Below are 23,386 nucleotides of genomic sequence, written 5' to 3' on the forward strand. Positions count from 1 at the left end.
GCTAATGTGTAATACAAATAATTTCACATTAAGCTACCCGGTAATACAAAACGGCTGCCCTGCGGCAGCCGTTTTGGTGTTGCACTATCGTTATCCGTTAATTCAATGAATCCATCTATTCATCACTTTACTTAATAAATTTCTCATCGTACAGTCCCTTTTTGATGAGGTTCTCAATTTTCTCTTTTGGAACGCTTACTGACAAGTCGCCCTCCCATGCTTCCCAATCTACAAAGACAATAAAATCATCCGATATGTGCAAGATTTCATTCCATTCATATTCGTTTAGTCTCATGGATACTTCAAACATAATCTGTTCTGTTTGCTTCCACCACTCACCGTAATAATCATCTGGGTTCAACATGGAAATTAATAGTTTTTCTTTTTCTTTCAATTTTTCGTCTATTAGGTCATTCTGATACTTAGCAGGCTGTTCTCCTGAATTAAAAGAAAACCCTGAACTTTCAAAGCATTCTTGGCGATACTTTACCAATCCTAATTGTATTAGGCTAACTAATGGGTCGTAATCATCTCTATAAAGGGCGATAAAGCATACCTTATCATTATGAGGTTTATCAATCTCTGATACAGCCTTCGGAATCAAACGGATTAATTCATTAATAATTTCTTTTTTTAGTTCTTCGACCACCGTACACCTCTTGTCTGTGGAATCTCTTACAAAATATAGCATAACAATGTACTAAATATTACCACAGTGCTGTTATTCCGCCAGTCACTAACAGACTATTTTAAGGAGTGAGAAGTACCTACCATTTTTAAACAAATCTGCCCGTTAGCTGAATGCCCAAAAGTATATATTTGGGTCTTATCGGCAATCGGACTATATTCTCGGCCTAGATCGGCAATCGGAACATATTCTTGATATCGAGAAATGACAAGAATATGTTCCGATAAAATAAAAAAGCTGCCATTTTGGCGGATATTAATCGGACTATATTCACTGCCATTTTTCTCATAAAAAAACCAGCAGCTCCAAGTTGAAGCGTGCTGATTTTCATTCCATTCAATCTCAATAAGTATCAAGGTAGGATAATGTTTGTTCCACCGAATTGATCATAAAAATGAGTTCTTTAGTATTTCTCATAACTATACTCTCTAGAGAAACATGATATTTTACAAAGCCAACTGAAGGTCATTTCCATTTCCTCGCATAAGGACTGTATTATTTCTTTATTTATAGATAGAGAACACTACCGGTATTCGGCGGTAAATTGGCCTCTGTCTTCTCCGTGAAGCCATACATCCAGTCCTTCCACTCGCCGATTACAGCAGCACCATATTTTAATACTTGAATTGACTCTTCATACACTCATACTCCAATGGTACCTCAGTGAGAGCTCCATGTGGAAGGTAAAAACTGTTCATCCTCCATAATTTCCAACGAGGAATGACTGGATACCTTCTATCTCCTCTTATTTTAACCTTCCATTGAAAACTAGCTTTGATGGTCCGAAGCCAAATCCTCTTTCCTCTTCGATGTCTGGCTCCTCTTTACCAATACATTTTGTAATACTCCTATAATTTGAAGATGATAAACTAAATTATCAGATGTATGAATTAATTGTTTAAATAAACTTCTCCCCTCAATAATAAAATCGCTAGAGATAAAATGAAACGATTGAAATCGTTCTCTCCAAAAATCGTTCCCATATATTCAAATCATCAAAATAAGTATCAGAAATACGCTTTGACATCCGAAATTCATCCTGTAACTTTTTCTGGATCTCAGCTATTATCGGTCCATCATAAATCGAGCATACCGATTCCTTATTAAGATAAAAGGTGCGAGTATCAAAATTCGGGGTGCCCGTCATCACATACTTTCCATCAATGCTCAACACCTTTCCATGAAAAAATCCGTTCTGATATAAATAAATTTCCGCCCCATGTTTCAAGAGTTCTCTTAAGTACGGGTATGCAGCTTGTTTTATCATAGGGAAATTACTATTAAGCGGAACTAAAATTTTGATAGCAACACCTCGTTTTCTTGCCTCAAGCAGCTCATCCACCATTTTCTTTCCAGGTATAAAATAAGGTGATGCAATCACGATCGAATGACTTGCCTTCATTATCCAGTCTTGATATCGCTCAGCCAATCCTTTCCCGTCCGTAAATAAATAATCATAACACGTATTTCCATTTATTGAGGAGCTGGTATGAACAGGAAAACTGTCACCCGTGTTATTTTTCCAATCAAGCAAAAATTGTCTTTCCATTTCTTGAGCGCCGTCACCACTGATACGAAAGTGATAATCCTCCCAATGGCCCACTCGCTTATCTTGATCTAAATGTTCCTTTCCCATATTAAAACCGCCAATATATGCGGTCGTCCCGTCAATCACAGTAATCCGGCGATGATTCCGATTTTGTAAAGTATAGAAGAAATGTGGAAACGTAGGCTTTCCGCTAAACGTAAATTGCACCCCAGCTTTTCGTAATCCTTCTCGCGTCGATTTCTTAAACAGAAAGCTTCCCATTCGATCTGTCGATAACTTAACATCGACCCCTAGTTTTGCCTTATCCTCCAATAAAGCAAGAAATTTATTACTAATTTCATCATTCCGAATGATAAAAAAATGAATATAAATGTACTCTTTCGCTTTTTGAATATCGGAAAAAAGCGAATCATACAAATCCTGTCCCGCGTTATACATCTGAAAATCGGCATAGTGGAAAGAACTTTGTTTTGCCGCATCAGCTTCTTTTACGCCTTTTTCAATGTCTAGATAAACCCATCCTATGAGTAAAAATAATAATAAAGGTGCAAATAATACATTTCTCACACAAAATTCTCCTTTTTTGTGATTACTATTATCCGGGATGGGCATTTTTATACAGTCTAAAATATCGCGGTCTCAGATAATCACAAACGAAGGTGGCATTTGAAAAAACATTTTGGGTCAAAGAGCTCATTTTAGCCTATCATCATCTCACCAGGGAGTGGTAATTTAAGTTGAAGAAAAAACATTGTATCCTTTCCATAATAGTACAAGATGCGATTCGCATAATGTTTTATAACAGATAAATTAATTATGGTGACGCCATTTTATTGCTTGGCTTTTTATTCTTACTGTATAAGTAATCTTCTATAAAAGGGGCTGGTTGTTTTGCGTAGAAATAAGAACATGCCTCTAATCATTTTATTGTGTATCTCCTTATTAATAGTTCTTATTGTGAACGCTATCCTTAATATAAAAATATACATTGTGTATGTCACAGGTCTCGGTCCTATATTAATTATAGGACTACTAATTTTAACTATTATGATTCTTTACCTCAAAGGTAATAAATAACGAAGATTTTATCTATCCTCCCCGTTAGTTGAGAAAAGGCAGTTTCTCCACTGGCCAATTAATAAATCTCCGACCTGAGCCGTCGAGAATGGGATCAAGTTCTTGTCATTGGGTTTTGACAAGAACTTGATCCCATAAAATAAAAAAGCCGCGATTTACGCGGCAATTAATGAGATATTGTTCTTGTCACCAGACATCTTTTCTTATTTGAATTTAAATGGACAAATTAAATCAATTTATTGAAGCATTAAGCCCTTTAACAAATTTTGTAGCTTACGCGATCATGTTTGCAGTGTCAATTACTTTTTAGACGGAATCACGTTTTTCAAAACATCCTGCAAATAATCTCTTCCGATTCTTGGCGTTGTTAAATTCCCGCTGTAAGGCTTAATATGCGCCCCAGAGCCATATGGATGCTCCACACTTTGTACAGCACCTGGGTGATAATGAACCACAAACCGCCCTCGTTCCATACCTCCATTATCAAAGATTTTGCATTCACGTTCGAAGGTGTTGATGCCAGAGAGCTGGTCGGAATCACCCACATCTACCGTATAACCCTGATCCGTCATCAGTACGCAAAGCGTATTCACCCAATTATCGAATTTCGTATCGCGATTGAAGATAGAGAGCCTTTTCCCATAGATAAAGTTTGTTAGCTGCAGGGCTGTTCTGCCATTTCCCAGTGAGCCTATTTCTTGAATCAATATGTCCTGATTCCAGCGCATGCGATCCGTCAAGGTTAAACAGGTAATCAGGTCAGCTGCCGCAGCAGCTTTAGGACGCAGCGTACGAAGAACGTTAACTTTCGTGTTCGCGCCACTGGGTGTTAAATCTATCAATTGACTAATCTGAGCTGGTGTATAGTGAACCATCAGTAGCGAGTAATCCGCAGCATATTGCGGATCACAATAGACAAGTCGATCTGGCCTGGAGGCAAGCTGCTTCATATGAAGCGCAGGTACATTATCGGTGTGCAGCGTCTCCAACAGCTGCAAGCAAAGATCGTTGGCTGCGAAGCTAATCAATTCATCACATGTTAGTTGCGTTAATAAGATGTTCAATGTGGCAAGCGGAAGTTCACTCGTACAGAGATTAAAATGCTGCAATTTCACGCCATCATGAGCAATAAAATTCAGCAAATTCGGAGCTTGCTGTACCATTAGAACGATTTGCTCAGCCGTCTTGAAGTTATGACCGCATAAATCTAGGGCAGCAAGGGAAGCAGGGTCATAATTCACCAATTGGAAAAAAGCTAAGTATTCATCTCGCCTCTTCGCATAGGCTTCAGGGCCGATAACCTTAATAACGTGCTCTTCTGCTTCTTGAGCCCTATAATCAATCAGCTCGAATATCCCTTGCGTGAAGTTCCTCTCTTCTTTTTCTAGAAGAGCTTCTATCTCGGATTTTTTGGAAGGTTTCTCTAAATCCTTCTTCTGGTTTCTAGTTAAATTGTTCATCGCCTTCTCGCGACCGATTGCTGAAACTTTTTCCTTCTGCCGTTTAGAACTATCCTGAACCTTTTGAAATTCTTTCTCTCTAACGCTCTCAGCATAGGACTCGGAACCTACAACTGCTTCCAATGCAAATTCAATTTTATAATCAAAATCCTTCGCTAATTCGATAATCCCTTGCGCTTCACTTAACGTAGGTGATTCATCTACTACTTTGATTACCCATCTTAATGCTTCGTTATTTCCCTCCAAATCCTTTTGATAGTGTGTAATGAGATCGAATTGAGAGATGGTTAAAGGTGGAATCGGCAGCGCAAGCAGTTGCGTCAACCAAGCCAGTTCTTTTTCCGACTCGCCGGCATGAAGCATAAGTTTTTTCAAAATATCCATAGGAATTGGTGATTTATTTGCCCACCGTTTGAGGAAATCGCGCTGTATTTGCAACAAACCGTCCGATGGTGTGAGGGGCTCATCGCGCTCATCCTCAACTTTACGCACGTATTCGATGACCAGATCCTCCAGCTGTTCCCAGCCTTTATCCTGCGCCTTCTCTAGCAGCTTCATAGCAGCGCCGAATAATGAGCTATTCGATAAGTCCCAAGATTTAAATTGTTCAATGGCAGCTATTTCACTTTCGCTTTGTGCATACTCGATCCGTTCCTGCAGATCCTCCCAGCCATTTTGGATAGCTAACTGCAATAATTGCTTCACTTCACGACCATGTTCACTAAAAACAGTGCCTTCTTCCCAATCCTCGAAATAGATGATTGCTTCTTCCTCGCTTTTGAACTTGGGCATCAGCTGAACATGCATGCTTCCTGTTCCAGCGTTCAGCTGAACATTCTGCGCAGGATGGGGACGTACTTGATTGCGAACGAGCTGGGCGACCGCACGATTGCCAATCGTAGATTGCAAGCCCATTATACCCCGTATATCTCCCATCATCGGAGCAAAAGATTCAGATTGCTGCTGTTGTGTCTGAGTCTCTGTTGGTCTCGTTGATTCCTTACGCGATCCACGAGATTCATTAGCGTGTACCAATGGACGTGTCATACGGACTCCCTTCTTCAGGCTGTTGAGATTGATTTGGGAATTTTCCAAAAATAGGTACCTATATACTTCTATTCTGGTTGTTGGAAATCCTCTTAGCGAACCTCGACGCCTTACCCCAATACCACCATCTTCAAATGCAAAGCGAAAAAGGGAGCGTACAAATTGAGGCTGAAAATGCGTTTATGTTTTTGTCCTTTTATTTCCGATAAAATAAAAAAACCGCCACATTTGGCGGATATTAACCGGACATATTTTATTTAATTCTTTCATTCAATCTCACCTTTGTTCGGATCGTACTCCGTTAATCCAAGCGCTTGATTGTTCCATAATATTTTCTTTATCTGATCATCATTTGTCGAACCACATCTTATCATCATAACTATTTCTGTTGTTTTCCTTCTTCCAAATAGATCTAGGGAAGGCATTTTTTTTATTACGATGAACTTGATAAGGAAACCGAGTACTCCACCTAACACCAATCCGTATAGAGCCCATAAAATAGGTCCCTGTTTAAGTACAAAACCGTATATACCCCCAAGGAGCATACAGATGGCCCCTAAGATGGTAGCAAGATCGACAAAGCTAACTCCGTCTGAGTAATGTGCGTTATCAAATAACTTTTTCTTTTCATTACGGACTCGAAGCGGCAATGCAAACATGTCCGATTTCTCAACACCAATCTGTTCAAGTTCGGTCAATGCTAGTTCGATTGCAGTCGAGTGCTCGAAAGAGGCAATGATATACATTGTATTTCCCCCTGGTAGGACTGGAAGTGGCATGTCGAAAGCTGCATGTTGATATTCGGAACGCAAAAACTGCGATTGAGAGAGCTTAAATTGGAAGTTCGTAATAACGGCCTGTGAGTAAGCAAAATACACATATCCTCCGTAAATGGACGGAATAAACAAGTACCATTGTGGGTCTAATATAGTTTTCACTTTTTCAAAATTGCCAATGCATGTGTAGTAGACACCGACATAAAACCTAGAGAAACCGATCGTGATTACCCACGTGATTATGCTGAAAAAAAAGGAAATTAGATGGTTTAAATACAAGGAACCGAGACCAGGCATAATCATTTCCCAATAAGTGGATGTAATCGGGCTAACCTTGTTCAAGGTATTTACGGAAAAAGAGGATGCCTTCGTTGTTTTCGTCAAAGTTGTAGTCCGATAAGATAACACGTAATTGTTGTTCATATCTACACATCTGCGGTATGAATCAAACATGGTAAATACGTACACACCAATGTAGAGATAAAAAAAACGTAGATCTATAACGTCAATGGCAGATTGAAAGTCACCTAACATTGAGAAAAATATAGCTTTATTTACTTTTGCGAGGTTATTAACGGTGAATTCGAAGATAATGAGCGAATATCCGATCAGAGGATAGTTGACCATACAATGCCCATAACCCGGAAAGGCTGCCGACCACCAAAGAGGAATCCACGGATTAAGCGGGTATTCAATACTCGAATTAGATGGAATACTATGCATCAAATGGGAATAGCGTTTGGTTTGTTCTTGTGCCAAGTGTATATACCCCGATAAAGATCTATTTGTACTTTATTAGTATGAATGGTAAAACTTATTTTTATTCCCAAGGTATGAGTAAGTACATTGACTTCATACGAACGCTTTGCAAGAATATGTTATTTCTTGATGCCCATTTCTTTTAGAGTAACCTCAACATCCAAGCGAACGTTCAAGGTTCGATAGGCTTCTTCCCATGCTTCTTCATTCCAATTTCGCGTTCTACTCCTAACAAAATCACCTAATCCGAGTGGATCGATTCCATCCTTTTGAAATGAATGAATGAGATGCATGCCGGTTGTAGTAATTTCATTTTCTAGCCCCTTCTTTATAGCCTGCAAATCTTGACTTGGCGAATACTCACTTCTCGATTCATTAATTTCCCCTTTCATCTTAAGATTAATAATCACATTCTTATTGTTTTTATCATTGCTGACTTTATAGTGCACTTTAGAACTAGAGCTTCTAACGGTAACATAAGATCCATCATCCAGCTTTACTTCACAACTTACTTGATTTGCATTTTTTTTAAGTAGTTTCATGAGTCCCATTTCTTTTTCATTAATGGAACGTACATATTTATCGTCCTTAAATAGAGCTAAACCAGCGATTACTACTTGATCCTTTTCCAATTTAAGGAGCGGTAAGAAAGGGTCCATTCCTTTGGCCGAAAGAGCATATTCGAACTCATGGAGATTTTGTTTGAGAAGCAATCCACTTCTCGTGTTCGAATTAAGCAAATTGAATAAGAACATCCCTTTTTCCTCATCTGGACTAAAATTCGCTTGGAGCATTTTTTTTGCTTCTCCATCAACCACAGCTAGAAACATTCGACGTGAGGCTTGAGCGTCCCGCAAAGCTACATCTATTTCCTTGACCAGCCCTTTTGCCGCCAAATCTTTTCCAAACAATATCACGGAAAGCTTTCCCGGATTAATAGGCTTTGTTAATTGGTAGTCCATTATTTCCTTAATATCCACACTAGTGTGAGCAACCTTCGAGAGCAATTGGTTTGAGATGGAGTCAGGTTTTTTGGATAGAACTTTAGGTGCAGCTATTGTAAATTCAAGTTGATCGTTGGTTGCATCATCGAAAGCACAAACAATAAATAATGTGATTCTGTCTATAATCTGTTGTTTCACACACGCAGTTAACAGGAGACATGTGACCAATAGCAAGAATAGATACCGATTCATGCCACTTTTCTCACTTTCATTCTGATCATATCGACAATATATAGAAATGGGATATAGATATAGATCAAGTAGAATCCTATTTTTGATAAAATGGTTTTAACTTCCTCAATGCTGTTGCGATCTGGAATCAGACATACCGCGATAAAGATAATAATTAAAAACATAGGCAGAACAGTCGAACGCTTAACATTGACCATGATATTCATTATTCGGCCTGAAGCCCAGAGATTTAAACATATGACAGGAAATAAAGCGAATATCAAAGAAGCGGCACCAATAAACTCAATATGTTCAATAAATGGAAAACGTACAAATTTGTAGCTAGATAACTCGGGCCAAATTTCTGTTGATATTTGATGTGGTTTGAACAATAACACTAATGAAAGAATGATGATGAGATAAAACATGGTTGTAAGCATGTTGCCTAAATGAGCCCACTTCTGCGATTTTTGCGGTGTTTTAATAAACATATAGATAAATAAAAGCATCTCCACGCCAAAGTACGGAAAAGTCATTTCCTTCGCTGCTTTAAAAATACTGTTAATTGAATGATCCAGCATAGGCAATAAATTGTTAAATTGAAAAAAGGGCATTGCAAATACCAGGGAAAAAATAAGAAGATGCTGCACTAAACTAACCATAGAAATACCGACGATTGTTCGAAATCCTCCTGCAACACAATAGTAAACAAGCAGAAGCAAAATCAAAGCGAGAGACCAAGTTTCGATATCAGGAAACACCCATACTTGGACAATTTCTATAAATAGTCGCAGTTGATATATGGAACCTAACAGGAAAAAAACGATAAAAATAAAGTTAAGTCCACTACCGCCCCATTTTCCAAAAATTTGAAGATGAGTGTTGATAAGATCTGTTTCATTCCGGTTTAGGATTCCGTACATCATCCAAATAACAACATGAATACTGAGACCACAAAGAAGGACAGATATCCAAGTATCTTGACCAGCCCATTGAATCGGATTGATAGCCATAGAGAGATAGCTGACACCGAGCTGCATCGAATGAATCAATATGGAAATCAGAAACGGCGAAACGGTGAACCGTTCATTTACTGATGGTTTCAACAGCCTACCACTCCCCGTACGTATTCTTTCATTCATTGATGTCTTTCTTCGTCTTTGCTTTTTTCTTATCAAACCTTACAGGATTTAATGTTCTGAAAAAACTAAATTTGTGATGAAATTTACTATAAGGGGAACGTATCACAGAATCGAACATGTCGGAAGTTCGAAGGGGATAAAAAGGAACCAAATAAGGCATTCCAAGGGACGTTAACCGCAATAAATGAATAATCACAAAGAGAATGATGATGAATATACCTAGAATCCCCCATATTTGAGCTGCAATAATAAACGGAAAACGAAGGACACGTATCGTGGCACTCATTCGAAAAACAGGCGTTGTGAATGAAGCTAAAGCTGATAATGCTACGATGATCAATAAAAAGTTGCTTGTAATTGAAGCTTCAACGGCAGCTGTTCCGAGCACTATACCTCCCACAATTCCAATCGTTTGTCCGATTTTGGAAGGCAACCTAGCGCCAGCTTCCCGTAACAGTTCAATCACAAGTTCCATAATGATCACCTCCACAACCGGAGGGAAAGGCACATTAATTCTGGAAGAAATGATCGTTGGCAAAAAAATATTGGATATGCCTTGTCCGTGGTATGTCATTACAGCAACATATAATGGCGTGGCAAAGATCGAGAACACCACAGAGGTCATACGGATTAATCGCAATATAGAGCCGATGATCCAAGGTAGAAAATAATCTTCATAGGAAATGAAAAATATCCCCAAATTGACCGGCGCAAATACGGCTGTCGGGGACCCGTCCATGAGTATGCAAACTTGGCCTGATGATAAAGCCCAGGAGACGTAATCCGGTCTCTCGGTGCCAACTGTTTGAGGAAAAATAGAGTTAGAATTGTCTTCGATCATTTGTTGAAGCAATGTAACATCAGAAAAAACATCAAATTCTACATCTTCAATTCGCTGTATACACGTATTTACATATTGTTCATTCGTTGTTCCTTCTATGTAGCAAACCGCTACTTTCGCCTTGGATGCGCTACCTAGCGTAATTTCTCTTACACGTAACTCGGGAATGGGAATACGTCTGCGGATCAAGTTCAGATTGATGTCCAACGACTCAACGAAAGCATCTTTCGATCCCTCTACGGTGAATTCAACCTGGGGTTCCGTAACTTTACGCCCTTTGGAAAGAGAGGCTTTAACCAAGATCGTATGTTGATTCTGAAGGCCAAGTTGAACAGCCACATATCCCTGAAGTATATTATTTTGAATGATTTTCGAAGTACATGAAATTTCTTTTTCTGCAACTGGAATGAGATTGTACAGTTCATCTATTGAAACATTCGAATCCTCGGTTAGGTATCCAAGAATATCACGGTGTAAAATTTGCTCGTCAATGAGTGAACTTAGATAACCAATATAAAAAGGTTCGGATCCTGTCTTATGTTCATAACAAACAAAATCCAGTGATTCACTAAGTTCTTTCCAGATCTCAGGAACTGAATTCATGCCACATCAACTCATTTTCCAGAATTTATTTTCATGAGTTCATTATTTCATATCAAGTGGTTAATTATTCAGAATTTGGATCTCCATGGATCAAATTCACATCACACAAAAAAGAAAAGTCCCAGCTTTCAGCCGAGACCTTCCATTTACACGTCATATTCTAACTGTTTTTTCGCTTGTACGATAAACTCCAGGGGATTATTGATTTCAGCCGCATTGTACTCAACTGCACCCATTTTCAAAACAAGTTCCACCCTGTATTTCTCCGCGTATTCGCCGCGATTACGTTCTTCAACACTCTTTCTCAAACGCTCGATAACGATAGATGCCCCTGGTCGATCCGTAAATAGCAGCATGCCCCACATCGGATTCTCTTTATTGAGTAAATAAAGCGAATCGTTCGTGCGAATATTCGTTTGGCTCATTCTGGATAGATCAAGGACGGCTTCCATCACCTGTTCTTCGCCAATCATCCGTTTAATTTCATCCCAATACTTCACGCTGATCACCATCAGGGTTAAGGGAATATGATACCGGACGGAAAGTGCCATAAATACGGTTGCATCGGCTTGAAAAGAAAGCGTATTTTTCAAGCTTGTCTTCAAGTCGACGGTTGCCAAGGATTGATTTTCTTTGATTAGCTGTTCGTTCTCCGACTGCAATTGCCGATTCCCCAGCGTCAAGAGCCAAGTTGCAAGTGTAAAGATCGGAGTCACAATGAGCCAAAAATAATTCTGCGTCCCGATTAAACCGCCAGCCACAACCGTTTGGTACAAGGTGTACGTCCCATAGCCGAAGATGAACAGAATGTTTAGAATCAAGCCTGTCGTAACATTCGTAAAGTACGTAATAACGGCAATGAGAAAAGCCACATTGAGAAAAATAATATTTTGCAGGTACAGATTTGGATTGCCCGCGGTGAAAATGATGCTAACAAAGCACACTAGCAAAAACAGCAGGAAGCCGCCGTCCGAGATCATACTACTTCGTAATCGACTCATCGCAGATCCCTCCGCTTCTTCTTCGCATATTTACGAATCATTAAAATCAGCGAGAGGATCACAAGCAAGGCGACAAGTCCTGCCGCAGCCATAAAGCCGAGAACATCTTTACGCGCCAGTACATCATCAAGCGCAGTGGATGGCGCTGAAGCAGCTTCTTTCTTAAAGCGATATGCCTGCACGTTGCCATCTGCATCCGTGATTGCGCCATCGCCGAACACTTGCCATAGCGAGCCTTCCGAGCCGATGAGCTTGGAGGCCAAGTAAGCATATTCCGGACGACTGCCCGTCACTGCCATAAGGCCAAAACCGCTTTGATAAGGAGAATCAATCAATTGTAAAGAACCGATTCGTTTGCCATATCCGGATTCAATGCTGAGTTTTTCGTTAGAGACAAAACCTTGTCCCCCGGCTCCATAGCGGAAATAAAGCTTATCATTGTTCGCCGCAATCACAGCGTTGTCTTCATAGCTGCCGATCGCAATAATTTGACGGCCTTTGAGCTGATCAGGTTGAAGGTTACCTGCTAAATATTGTACATTGCCCGTATTCGTCTGCGCATAGCGGCCCAACAGATTGAATACATTTGTTAACGTTTGATACATGTACACATCTCGTGTCGTCGGCAATACAACCGTCACTTGGTTATAGCTGCCGTCACGTAGAAACGGATACGGATAGTTGTTGAACAACAGCTCCGTTCTGTCTTTTGTATTCAATTGAAGCAGCGAATCCTTCTCGACAAAGGCCCATGGCATCTGATCTTCGTTGGCAAGACAGCTATTATTTTTAAGCTCAAGATCGAATGCTGCTTTTACAGTAAAATTCCCTGAAATATTCAGGGATTTCGGAATCGTAAGCTCCATATGATCGCCGTCGGCGAGCTCTGTGGAAAGCCTCTTACTCCCGATCGGCGTATCATTCACGAGAATCGTGACCAACGAACGGTCGAAATCGACATTCCGCGCATAACGAAAGTTGATGCGCAGCTTACTGCCGTCTGCAATGGAACGATTGCCCGGCAGGGAAATAAAATACGCTTTTTCCCGGTGACGGTCACCGACAAGCTTATCTCCGGACTCCGTCAACGGCAAGGTACGGCTAACATTGACAGCCGGCGTGTCCACTTCCGTGGAAGCCAGTACTTCTTTCTGCGGCACATTAATTTGCGTAAGCAGCGTTTGGTTGGCTGCCAGCCGACCGGCCTTTATGAGGAGCGTGGCATCCTTCGACGTGATAACCAGCGTTTTGACCCCATTCAGATTAAGGAGCTGAAGAACAGCTTTTTGTGCCACGTCCCCCTCTTTGATCACAGCCTTCACTTCCGCAGGCAAATGCTCATAGAGACTGACAAGAATGAGTGCTTGCTTGTTTTTCGTCAGATCGGTGCTATAAGTCGTAAGCGGAATCGGTTTATCCGTCACTTGATTTACTTTAGCTAAGCCAGATAACGCATAGGTCGCCGCCTCCAACTCAGGAGCCGTGTTTTCCGGTGCAACAGCTATCGCAATTTGACCATTGGTAACCGAATCTTGCCCAATAAAATGCCTTTGAAAATCCTGAATACTGTCTTGAATCGGCTCACTGGTATAATTCACGGCGATTCTTGAGGATTTTGCGATTTGCAGCCAATTATCGCGATTATCGGTAGGTAGACAAGCATTCTGTACGGTTGGCGCATTCGTCTCAAGGTGCCCCTGTACCATTAGCGTATTGACGCCTTTAATAATCATTGAAGCCGGCACGGTCAAATCCAGTTGCTGCTGTACCTTCTCTCCCAACTGCGGTCGAAAAGAATGAAACGGCGTTCCATTCATATAGAGCGTGACGGAGGAGCGTTCATTTTGCAGGAGCTGTGACAGCTGATAATCCAGATGAATGTCAACGCTGGTCACATTCCAATAGTTCTCTACACGAAAAAACTGCTGCGTATATGTAATGCCGCCGGTTAAAGACGTATCGGACAAATGCGTTTGCATTTGCCCGGCGGCAGGTGACACGTTCTCTGCATGAACTGTCGGTAGAAATAACCCCAGAAATAGAATAATACTTAATGCTACTCTCACAACACTACGATTCCACATCGTCGTCAACTCCGATCCTTACTGCCCTAGAAGCGTTCGGTTTTATACCATTTTGCTTCTCGCTTAAAAATGACGTCCTTCAAATAGGTATACATGCCGTAAGCCGCCACGACCATCCACATTTGGCAGTAAGACACGTACATTAAAACAATAATCCACAAGTTAGAGAGCCGCATTTCTCCTTTTTCCGTGACGAGCGTAATGAAAGTGCCCACGATAAAGAGAATAATCGCCAGTACCCATAAAAATGAGCTAAAGCTTGCAATGGTCGTGCTAACATAGCCCAATGCGTGTAGAATCAGCAGCAAATCCGACATGACAAGCGAGGTCAGCAACAAAAAATAAATAGATAGAAAATAGCAAATATCAAATCGTATACGGCGCGCATCCGGATGGAACAGCAGCGGGATATTTTTTACTATGACGTAAATGTTCCCTTTCGCCCACCTTGTCCGCTGCTTGAACCATACTTTGACCGTCTGAGGCTCCTGCTCCCAGGTAACGGATTTAGGCTGGAACTTAATTTTGTAACCCATCAAATAAATGCGGAATGAAATTTCCGTGTCCTCCGCAATCGCCTTCACGTCCCAACCGCCGATTCGTTCAACGATTTCGCGGCGCATCAGAAAGTTTGTACCCGGGATCGTACATAGCTTAAACAGCTTCCAACGCCCCGCCTGAGCCATCCATTGGAATGAAAGCGTCTCAATATTGATAAAACGTGTCAACAGATTCGCATTTCGATTCCGAGTGCGGAATTTGCCGATTACTGCGCCAAGTCCTGGATCCTGCGTGATTTCGGCAACGAGATAAAGCAGCGCTTTCTTTTCCGGGGTATTATCTGCATCGTAGATGGCGATTAGCTCGCCACGGCTTAGCTTGAAGCCCAGATTCAAGGCGTTGGATTTGCCTTTACCACCCGTGGCTGCATCCGTGTTCAACACGATCAATTGACGCTCGGGATACTTCGCTTGAAGCTTAGCAAGCAGTTCTCGGCTATTGTCTGAGGAATTGTCATTAATCACAATTATTTCGTAGCGATCATGCGGATAATCTAAAGCGAGCAGTGATTCAACGGTTTGCGTGATCACTTTGCCTTCATTATGAGCCGGCACCATGATGGAAACGAAAGGAGGTTCCCCTTTAATCGGAGGAACCGGTTGATTCTCAATCTGCATGTAATACAGATAGCCTGCCACAATCAGGATGATATTAATCAGCAGGAGTGACCAGATACATATCACAGCAATCAGCATTAGTATGTCGGCAAGTGTCATCATTGTCTCCACGATTGCATGTATTTTCGTTTGTACATTCGGTGTCCGATGATAAGGAAAAGACCGAATAAGAAAAGCGATGTTCCGATTAAAACAATTAGTATTTTATTTTGCACGGAGAAAAGTCCGCTTAAACTTTTTTCTTCTTGCTGCACATAGACATGAGCCGGATCAATATCCTGAATGCGATTATTAAGCAGAATCTCCTGACCATTGATTAGCAAATGCCCGTTCTGTGAGCTAAATTTACTCGTTGACGTTTGAACGGAGTGCCCCCCATTTTTATAATCATCATACGTTGTCCAGCTAGATGTTAACGTCGTAAGCAGAGTCTCCAGCTTCGAAGGATCGTTAGGAAAACTGTACGCTATGGCCGTATTCATCGGCAGCTGATTCAGGCTATTTCCCTCATCCGAATAGCGCGAAAGCACATTAGCATCAATCGTATATGCTGTTGAATGGAACGCCACGGCGGTATCGGAAGGATCCAGGTATTGAACGGCTTTGTTAGGAAGAATAAGACCTGAATCAAAAAAAGAAAGTCCATCTGACGCATAATGTTTATCATAAGTCCAATACATCTCAGCACTGACGCCAAGCGGTATGATCCCTGAGCTTGCTAAATGATCAAGAAAAGAGCCCAATTCATTCCGAAGTTTATTCACATCCGGTGAATTTATAGAGTCGACAATCGGCGTTTGAACAATAATGCTGCCATTGCGGGCTTGCAAATGCTTAAGCGTCTCCATATAACGCTGCATCGCCGGGTAATCCCAATTACTAAATACCGGCTGTATACTGGCTACAAAAGGAATGCCTGCTTCATACAGTTGATCCGCCATCGCATTCACGAGTTCCAGATTTGAAAATGGAAAAATATCAGTAATTACTACATAATGCTGCGGAGCCGTGGAAACTTTCAGCCAATCCTTCAACACATAGGAAGCTGCCAGTTCTGACACGTTGCCTTTAGACAAGTACGGGATATACCCATAGTTGCCGTTTGCAATACTGTACGGTGCTTCAGATGGATGTTTGGAGGATTTCACTGTCCCATACGATTTTCCTTCAAACGAGGTCACCCATGCCATGTTGCTAACAGGAATGGAAGTTTGGCTCAGATCACTAATCTTCAATTTGATCGTATCATCCACCGTATGCTGTTCTTGAAGGTGCAGTGCTTGCTGAATCGATCCTGGAAGGCCGCTTCCAATTTGCATATACTTACCGGAGTAAGCTTTCAAATCTTGTAAAAAAGCATCAGGAAGATTCAATTCATCTGATTTATTTCGTACGAGGATTACTTTATTAAAGTTGTGCAGCTTTCCCTCTTTATATTGCTCTAAGCTCAGCAGTGTAACTGGTGTTGAGTAGCCAGCTAAGAGCCGCTGCAGAGCTTCAACATTTCCTTCCAGCGGTGTTTTAAGCGCTTTGCTGTCATAGAGAAGCAGCACAGGATCCTTTGCGCTTTCTGCGGCTGAAGTTTGTCTTGGCACACTTAGCGTACATAATATAACGAGAAGTGTGACGAAGAGGTATACTTTTCGCATGTCGCTCCCTCCTTATGCCTTACATCGCAGCCCCAACCTGTTTACTCTCCGATTCTGTGCTCCATAACTGTTTGGCAATCAAATCCCTTACCGTAAGCAAAGAAACAAGATCAAAGGTTAATGTAAATAGAAATTCATGCTTCGCTAAATCCGCATCGCCCGCTCCAATAATGGAAACGAAAATCCCCGATAATCCCATTGAAATCAATAAAATCACAATAGGCAGCTTCGTTGCTTTACGCCACTGTTGCGAGCGAATCGCATGAATAAACGATGGGACATAAAGCCCGATAATGAGCAAAGTCCAAAGTAAAATAAAGCCAAACGTTTTCGGTGCCAGCGCCTGCTTAAGCAAGCTATAGCCAGAAAAGAATACCGTGTGCGCACCAAATGGCTTCCCAACGGACTTCTCATAGTTCCCCATCGCCATGGGACGGATACTAAAGCCGTCTCTTGCCGCGATATTAAGCATCTGCCCCGCTTGTCCGGGATGTGCAACATAGTAGCTAAGAATGGAAACAAAGCCGTATTTGCTAAAAAACTGTTCTTCAAACTGTGCAGAATTCACATCAAACGATTTATAAGGCTCGTAGTACTCACTGCGGTTCAAAATTGCATATTGCTTATCAATGCCAAAGCTTTCTAATGTTTTTTCCGGATCTGTTGAGCCCATCAATACGCCGCGAGTCATTGCATGAAACTTGTTAATATTGACAAATTCTTTTGGGATCAGCACATAGGTGCCAACTCCAACACCAATCAGAGCTGCGAGGAGTCCTGCGGTTATGGCACGATACGATCGGCTTTTCCGAATATAAATGAAAAATACCCCGAATATGGCTGTCAAAATCCCAACTGGGGCGTTTTGCTGCTTACTTGCCGTTAAAATCATGGCACTAACTACGAATAAGCCAAGCATCACGTAATCGTTATATCTTTTCCGGTATAACAGGAGTCCGCTTGCTACCATGAACATCGTCATGATCAGCATCACACTCTCACCGTATAAGGAATTAAAATAAGCCGTATAGCCAGTGTCGCCAAACACAAAAACAACGATTCCCGCAATCACATAGCCGCGAAGCTTGGAAAGCTTCCAAGTCAATGCTTCAACAAGCAAATATATCGCAGCTGTATAAAGTCCGAGATACAATGCCGCTTGATAGCGTATATCAAATGTGGTTGTGCCTGGGTGGAACAACTGATTTAGACCAATAGCCGCTTTTACAAAAGACGATTGCGTCGAGAAAATAGTTGCCTGATTTTCGTTATAATACTGAAAAATTCCGTATGTTTTGACGAAAAAACCAAGATATTGACTATCATACGTCGGATCGCTGATGTAAAGCCCATTGCTATACAAAACTCGAAAAAAGTCGCCATTATCCGCAATACCGAGATAAGGATAAACAAACAGGGCGAGCACTGTAATGACCAATACGCCGGCCGCCGCGGCAGCAGCTGGTGTCATCACGCGAAGCAGTCCTCTCAAATAGCGATTCGTCACGACAAGCACTCACTCCTTTATTAATAAACATAAGCGAGCAAAGCCATGGCATTGTCGAACGAATAGGCTTGCTGCGCGAGCTCATCTCCAAAGCCTCCGTTCAGCGGGCTTCCTTGGGTATGATTTTGAAACGCGTTCATTTTCGTAATACTTTCGTTATATAGCTGTTGATCCTGTGTCACAGAACCGATCATGGCCGTGATGGCATAAATCGCCGTCGATTGGACATCGTTTAACGGCTTTCCGTTTCGATCATAAGCGCCCACCAACGTGCCCGCGGTAACCTGAGCTTTTATCCAGTGCAAACTGGTTGGCTTGACTTCTCCAATTTCAGCTAGGTTCAGGATCGTTAGTAGCGACTCCACCGAATTAATCTGCTCGGATTGATAGGTTTTCAGCTTAAAATCGTACCGAGTTTGATAAAAAGGGAACGAATCCGACAAGTAGCCCCCTTGCATAATGCCCAGCATGTCCGTTTCAAGCGCACGCTTCTTCCGGTTCGATACGGGAAGCAGCTCCATAGAAGCAACATCTATGTAGCACAACGTAATAAATGAATTCGACATCGCGTAAGTCTCGTCATAGAAATCACGCAGACGGTTCTCAGAAACGTTATAGGTATATAATTTATCCCCGTAGTACGCTAAGTCCTTCTTATAAGCGTCTGTCTGAAAAGCTTTCCCCGCTTCGTCCAGCGCGCGTAGGATTCGAAAGTCGTCCACTGTAGCGTTAACGGTGAATTTTTTATTCAGCTTGGGGCTGTAGCGGTAGCTAAGACCGGATGGCGAATCGAACGTGCGTTTGGCAAGCTTCCACTGGGCTTCGAACTTATCCTTTTGCCCCGTTAAGGCATAATAACGCATGAGCAGTCCCGCTGACTCGCTAAGTACTTCATGCCCGGTTGCGACTTCGCTGTTCTGATCGGTCTCTTGCAAGTTGGTATACGTACCATAAGGTCCGGTTAATGTTTCTGTTAGAAAATGCTGAAGCGCATTACGCTGTTCGGTGACGGGCACAAGCTGGCCATAACCAGAGATGGGCTTGCGGGCAAGCTTTTCTTTTCCGAATACAGGCAATGCTTCACAAGCTGAAAGTGTCATGACGAAGGCGAGGGGAATCAACAAAAGGTTTCGCTTCATGCTCATTAGCTAAAGAACTCCTATCGCAATCTTTTCCTGACTGCATGGCGGGATGGTATAATGGTAGGATACCATAGTTAGCCCTAGTGTAACACACGCTGCATTTCACTCAAAAGGTAATTAAAGGACGGATGGCATGAGATTGGAACAGATGGCTGCCGCGCTTGCACCACTGCATTTGGCAAGCTGCCTCATCGAACAACGCGGTGAACGAATCTTTGAACATTATCGCGATGAACAAAAAGAAACTGAAATAACGCGCATTAATTCTTGCACAAAAAGTGTTCTCTCGGCGCTGATCTGCATCGCCATGGATCAAGGGTTGCTGCCCGAGCCCGAAACGCCGGTTTCAGTATTCTTCCCTCAGCTACTTCAAGACGCTGATCCAAGGAAGCTGGAAATGAGAATCCGGCACCTGCTCACGATGACCTCCGGCATGGATTGGACCGAATTTGGGGGTCAGAATTCGTTCCCGCAGATGACCAGAACGTCTAATTGGGTCGACTTCGTCCTGTCACAACCTCTGTCTGAAGCACCTGGCACCCGCATGGAATACAACTCCGGCAATTCCCAGCTGCTTGCTGCGATTTTAGCGCAAGTTACAGGCATGCCGGTTGCCCAGTATGCGGAACAAAAGCTTTTCGGTCCACTTGGCATCGTGGACTACGCCTGGGAGACCGACCCGCAAGGTATTCATACCGGCGGATTCGGTCTCCAGCTACGGCCTGCCGATATGCTGAAATTCGGCCGGCTTTTCTTGCAGGAGGGCTTGTGGGAGCACAAGCCCCTCATCTCAAAGGCGCTGGTCGCCAGCTCCAGCGCTCCCGCCATTCCGGCTGCGCCGGTACCGCCGCGGCGCGGCTTCTACGGCTGGCATTGGTGGGTCGATACGTATGAGGCTGATGCGAACGCAGCCTCTCCCTCTTCCCCACCAATGGACTACTACAACGCCTACGGCTTTGGCGGCCAGGCGATTTACATCATTCCACGACTGGACACCGTCGTCGTGTTAACGCATGATGAGCGGAAGAAGAGCAAGATCCCGCTCCATGTGTTTCGCAATCATATTGCGCCGATGCTCGCCGCGCAAGCGATCTTGAAATGAAAAAGCAGTCCACAGCTGATTATCTCAGCTTGGACTGCTTTTTTGTTTATCCTCATTCGCGCTGCCGCGGTTCCTTAATTCAACTAATGTTCGTTCGTAATTAGTTTAAACTTTTCAGGTTTGTGGTTCCTCGTATTTGGTCCAAGTTTTATATCCATCAATATTTTCTTCCGATGTGTTTGAGGCATCGAATGTTCTGAAATAACTTGCAGAATATTTTATAAGTGGTTTTTCTTCTGAATGACTATAAATAATCAGATTAATATCGTAAATCTCACTTTTCCATTTTACGGATTTTGCAATTTCGTTTATGTTCTCAATAGTTGAGAACTGCTTTACGTTAGCCAATATGGAATTTAACGATTCTTCAGAAGGAACATCTTTCATTTCAATGCTTATTGTTAAATTGGGTCTAGTGAATGTACATTTAAAGTTTTTAATAGCTGGTATTTCTTTTTTTAACACTTTTGATAAGGAAATCGTTGATGATGTGTTAACTGTATGTGTAACACTACAACCCGAATTGATGAGTATGATTAGAAAAATAACGATTCCAAATCGACAAAAATTCATTGAATTTTTCAATAAACACCACGTCTTCTCTCTAAATTCAAATAATAGCAGTGAGCGTTGATTGAAGTAATCGCAATTGATTCAACTAACCTATGTGTTAATGTATAGATTGCTGTTAGTTTAATCAACTTTGAGTTTTTCGACGGAATCCTTCTTCAAGGATTCGTTTAAGACCTTCAGTTCTTCTATGAATAAACGTGCTCCAAAATATCTTGCCTTTATCCGCTAATTCTTTTTGTGAATAGATGCCTTCATCATACTTTCCCCAACAACCATCCTTGGTCAGCTTTTCCCATCCTAGATAATCAGCATAAAGACGGTTTTCTGAAGGTATGTCTGAACCCATAGAGTTAGATTTAACTAGTTCAGGACAAAGCCACATAGCCGTACAAACGGACAAAAGTCCACCATGCATTTCATTTAAGCCTTTCAAATTTGCTGCTTCAACTGCCTCATTCCATGCAAGATGATTATTGTGATTTGCGGAAATCAAAATAATCTCCGGATATTTGTAATTGATATGCTTAACAAATGCACCTTCCCAGTAAGAACCGCCATGTCCGGTACAGACCAAGAACTTTCTAAACCCTTGTCTTACGAGGTTGCAAACAATATCCTCTAGCATAGCTGTTAAGATGTTGGGGCTTACGGTAACTGTTCCCTTAAAATTGGCATGCTCTTCAGAAGTATTAAAGGGGATTGTAGGCAACACATAAGCATTCAATTCATTTCCATATGCGGTCGCATATAACTCAGCTATAAGCGTATCTAAATGCATAGGCAAGTACGGTCCAAATTGTTCCGTAGCCCCAACGGATAGAACAGCTGTATCAATACCACTATTTGAAATTTCCAATGTCGTGTTTTTAAAATTTAGCATTATTGCACTCCTTAAGAAGATAACTGGTTATTTCTAAGTTCACTTGGACTTTTTTTATGTTTTCTATACTGGTAAATAGCAAATGGTGTATTAATAAGGCCAGTAACCAAAGTGCAAATCAGCGGAAATATTTGTAAGAAGGTTGGATTCTGATTACCATCCCCAACAGGACCCACCTTTGGTTGAGATGCATCCCAATATCCATAAATTAAAAATACTACGGGAAGAACAATACATACTGCAGAACAGAACAAGTAAAAACCATACCTATTCACAGCCAATCACCCCATCTTAATGTTCAGACTAAAACAATAATACCACATATTGGAACTATTCTCCCGTTAGTGTAACGCGGATTCGATCCAAGTGTGCGTGTTGTTTAACATCTAAAACAGTAACTGAAAATTAATGTAATCATGTTCTTGTCACCCGACATCTACACACAATTGCTCTTAAACAATAAGCTCAATAATACCCTTATCCCAAATACAAAAAGGCCGCGATTTTCGCAACCCCTAATGAGATTATCTTAAAGTCACATGGCATTATTTTTGCAGAATCAGATACATTTGTTAATTCCAAATATGTGGACTTCTTCATCTGTATTTTCATAACGGATCTTGCCTTCAAAATTCAATCCTAATTTTTCTAATAGTTTGGCCGAAGCATGGTTATCTTCGGAAGTAATTGCCACAATGCGTTCTAGCGCTAGAACGTTTTGTGCATAACAGATTACTGCTCTAGCAGCTTCAAAGGCGTATCCTTTTCCTCTGAACTTAGGAAGAAAGGCAAATCCAACATCTACATCTGCTAGGAAATCTCTTTTTGCCAATCCACAAATGCCGATCGGAATCCCTCCATCCTTCAGCTCTGTCAAATAAAACCCGAAGCCCAAGCGGGCATACATATCTATAGCTCCTTTTAAAATATAGTCCCTCGCATCCTCAACGGTTCTCACACCTCTATCGCCTATGTACTGAATCCAAGAAGGGTCGTTCAAAAGCTCAAGAATAAAAGCCGCATCCTCAATTGTTTGCTGACGAAGAATAAGCCGTTCTGTTTCTAATACTTTCAAGGTAAGATCCCCCCAAAAAAACTTAATTTCTCTGCTAAATTGAGAGCAGAATGGTCAAAATCGTGAATTATCATATAA

Annotated in this window: 18 protein-coding genes; 1 reads left to right on the forward strand and 17 read right to left on the reverse strand. The window is 41.7% G+C overall.

Annotated features, from left to right (window positions below):
• Positions 1 to 127: 127 nt before the first annotated feature.
• The 14 genes from ACKTT9_RS19910 to ACKTT9_RS19975 all read right to left on the reverse strand — a co-directional run bounded on the left by ACKTT9_RS19910 (position 128) and on the right by ACKTT9_RS19975 (position 19,681).
• Positions 128 to 649, reverse strand: coding sequence for a hypothetical protein (locus ACKTT9_RS19910; RefSeq protein WP_407867256.1), 522 nt, complete (start codon positions 647 to 649; stop codon positions 128 to 130).
• 546 nt (positions 650 to 1,195) lie between these two features.
• On the reverse strand, positions 1,196 to 1,330 hold the full coding sequence (locus tag ACKTT9_RS19915; RefSeq protein WP_407867257.1) for a hypothetical protein: 135 nt from the start codon (positions 1,328 to 1,330) through the stop codon (positions 1,196 to 1,198).
• Positions 1,331 to 1,619: 289 nt separating this feature from the next.
• Complete coding sequence (locus ACKTT9_RS19920; protein WP_407867258.1) at positions 1,620 to 2,804, reverse strand: phospholipase D-like domain-containing protein; 1,185 nt, start codon at positions 2,802 to 2,804, stop codon at positions 1,620 to 1,622.
• A gap of 809 nt (positions 2,805 to 3,613) precedes the next feature.
• Complete coding sequence (locus tag ACKTT9_RS19925; protein WP_407867259.1) at positions 3,614 to 5,821, reverse strand: hypothetical protein; 2,208 nt, start codon at positions 5,819 to 5,821, stop codon at positions 3,614 to 3,616.
• A 266-nt stretch (positions 5,822 to 6,087) separates the two neighbouring features.
• Positions 6,088 to 7,356: a hypothetical protein gene (locus tag ACKTT9_RS19930; RefSeq protein ID WP_407867260.1), complete on the reverse strand. Its 1,269-nt coding sequence runs from the start codon at positions 7,354 to 7,356 to the stop codon at positions 6,088 to 6,090.
• A gap of 119 nt (positions 7,357 to 7,475) precedes the next feature.
• Complete coding sequence (locus tag ACKTT9_RS19935; RefSeq protein ID WP_407867261.1) at positions 7,476 to 8,552, reverse strand: Ger(x)C family spore germination protein; 1,077 nt, start codon at positions 8,550 to 8,552, stop codon at positions 7,476 to 7,478.
• Positions 8,549 to 9,637, reverse strand: a complete 1,089-nt coding sequence (locus tag ACKTT9_RS19940) for a GerAB/ArcD/ProY family transporter (protein ID WP_407867262.1) — start codon at positions 9,635 to 9,637, stop codon at positions 8,549 to 8,551. Before ACKTT9_RS19940 ends, ACKTT9_RS19935 begins: the two co-directional genes overlap by 4 nt.
• 28 nt (positions 9,638 to 9,665) lie before the next feature.
• A complete protein-coding gene (locus ACKTT9_RS19945) occupies positions 9,666 to 11,117 on the reverse strand; it encodes a spore germination protein (RefSeq protein WP_407867263.1) in 1,452 nt (483 codons plus the stop codon).
• A 146-nt stretch (positions 11,118 to 11,263) separates the two neighbouring features.
• A complete protein-coding gene (locus ACKTT9_RS19950) occupies positions 11,264 to 12,118 on the reverse strand; it encodes a diguanylate cyclase domain-containing protein (RefSeq protein ID WP_407867264.1) in 855 nt (284 codons plus the stop codon).
• Positions 12,115 to 14,202 carry a cellulose biosynthesis cyclic di-GMP-binding regulatory protein BcsB gene (locus ACKTT9_RS19955; RefSeq protein ID WP_407867265.1) on the reverse strand — a complete coding sequence of 696 codons (2,088 nt, stop codon included), beginning with the start codon at positions 14,200 to 14,202 and terminating at the stop codon, positions 12,115 to 12,117. Before ACKTT9_RS19955 ends, ACKTT9_RS19950 begins: the two co-directional genes overlap by 4 nt.
• 26 nt (positions 14,203 to 14,228) lie before the next feature.
• Entirely contained in the window at positions 14,229 to 15,479 is a 1,251-nt protein-coding gene (locus tag ACKTT9_RS19960; protein WP_407873080.1) for a glycosyltransferase family 2 protein, read from the reverse strand.
• Entirely contained in the window at positions 15,479 to 17,029 is a 1,551-nt protein-coding gene (locus ACKTT9_RS19965) for a hypothetical protein (protein WP_407867266.1), read from the reverse strand. The genes ACKTT9_RS19960 and ACKTT9_RS19965 overlap by 1 nt, the downstream gene beginning before the upstream one ends.
• Before the next feature lie 19 nt (positions 17,030 to 17,048).
• On the reverse strand, positions 17,049 to 18,536 hold the full coding sequence (locus ACKTT9_RS19970; RefSeq protein ID WP_407867267.1) for a hypothetical protein: 1,488 nt from the start codon (positions 18,534 to 18,536) through the stop codon (positions 17,049 to 17,051).
• A 20-nt stretch (positions 18,537 to 18,556) separates the two neighbouring features.
• Positions 18,557 to 19,681, reverse strand: coding sequence for a hypothetical protein (locus tag ACKTT9_RS19975; RefSeq protein ID WP_407867268.1), 1,125 nt, complete (start codon positions 19,679 to 19,681; stop codon positions 18,557 to 18,559).
• Between the two features lie 130 nt (positions 19,682 to 19,811).
• Here ACKTT9_RS19975 and ACKTT9_RS19980 point away from each other — a divergent pair, with 130 nt between their 5' ends.
• The gene (locus ACKTT9_RS19980) at positions 19,812 to 20,780 is read left to right on the forward strand and encodes a serine hydrolase domain-containing protein (RefSeq protein ID WP_407867269.1); all 969 of its coding nucleotides are present in this window, start codon (positions 19,812 to 19,814) and stop codon (positions 20,778 to 20,780) included.
• Between the two features lie 114 nt (positions 20,781 to 20,894).
• On the opposite strand, the gene ACKTT9_RS19985 is transcribed toward ACKTT9_RS19980, so the two are convergent.
• From ACKTT9_RS19985 to ACKTT9_RS19995, 3 genes are all read right to left on the reverse strand, one after another.
• Positions 20,895 to 21,365, reverse strand: a complete 471-nt coding sequence (locus ACKTT9_RS19985; RefSeq protein ID WP_407867270.1) for a hypothetical protein — start codon at positions 21,363 to 21,365, stop codon at positions 20,895 to 20,897.
• A gap of 112 nt (positions 21,366 to 21,477) precedes the next feature.
• Positions 21,478 to 22,233, reverse strand: a complete 756-nt coding sequence (locus tag ACKTT9_RS19990) for a creatininase family protein (protein ID WP_407867271.1) — start codon at positions 22,231 to 22,233, stop codon at positions 21,478 to 21,480.
• A 559-nt stretch (positions 22,234 to 22,792) separates the two neighbouring features.
• Positions 22,793 to 23,308: a GNAT family N-acetyltransferase gene (locus ACKTT9_RS19995; protein WP_407867272.1), complete on the reverse strand. Its 516-nt coding sequence runs from the start codon at positions 23,306 to 23,308 to the stop codon at positions 22,793 to 22,795.
• Positions 23,309 to 23,386: the final 78 nt, after the last annotated feature.

This window comes from Paenibacillus sp. P36, assembly GCF_045866505.1.
In the GTDB taxonomy this organism is placed as follows: domain Bacteria; phylum Bacillota; class Bacilli; order Paenibacillales; family NBRC-103111; genus Paenibacillus_E; species Paenibacillus_E chondroitinus.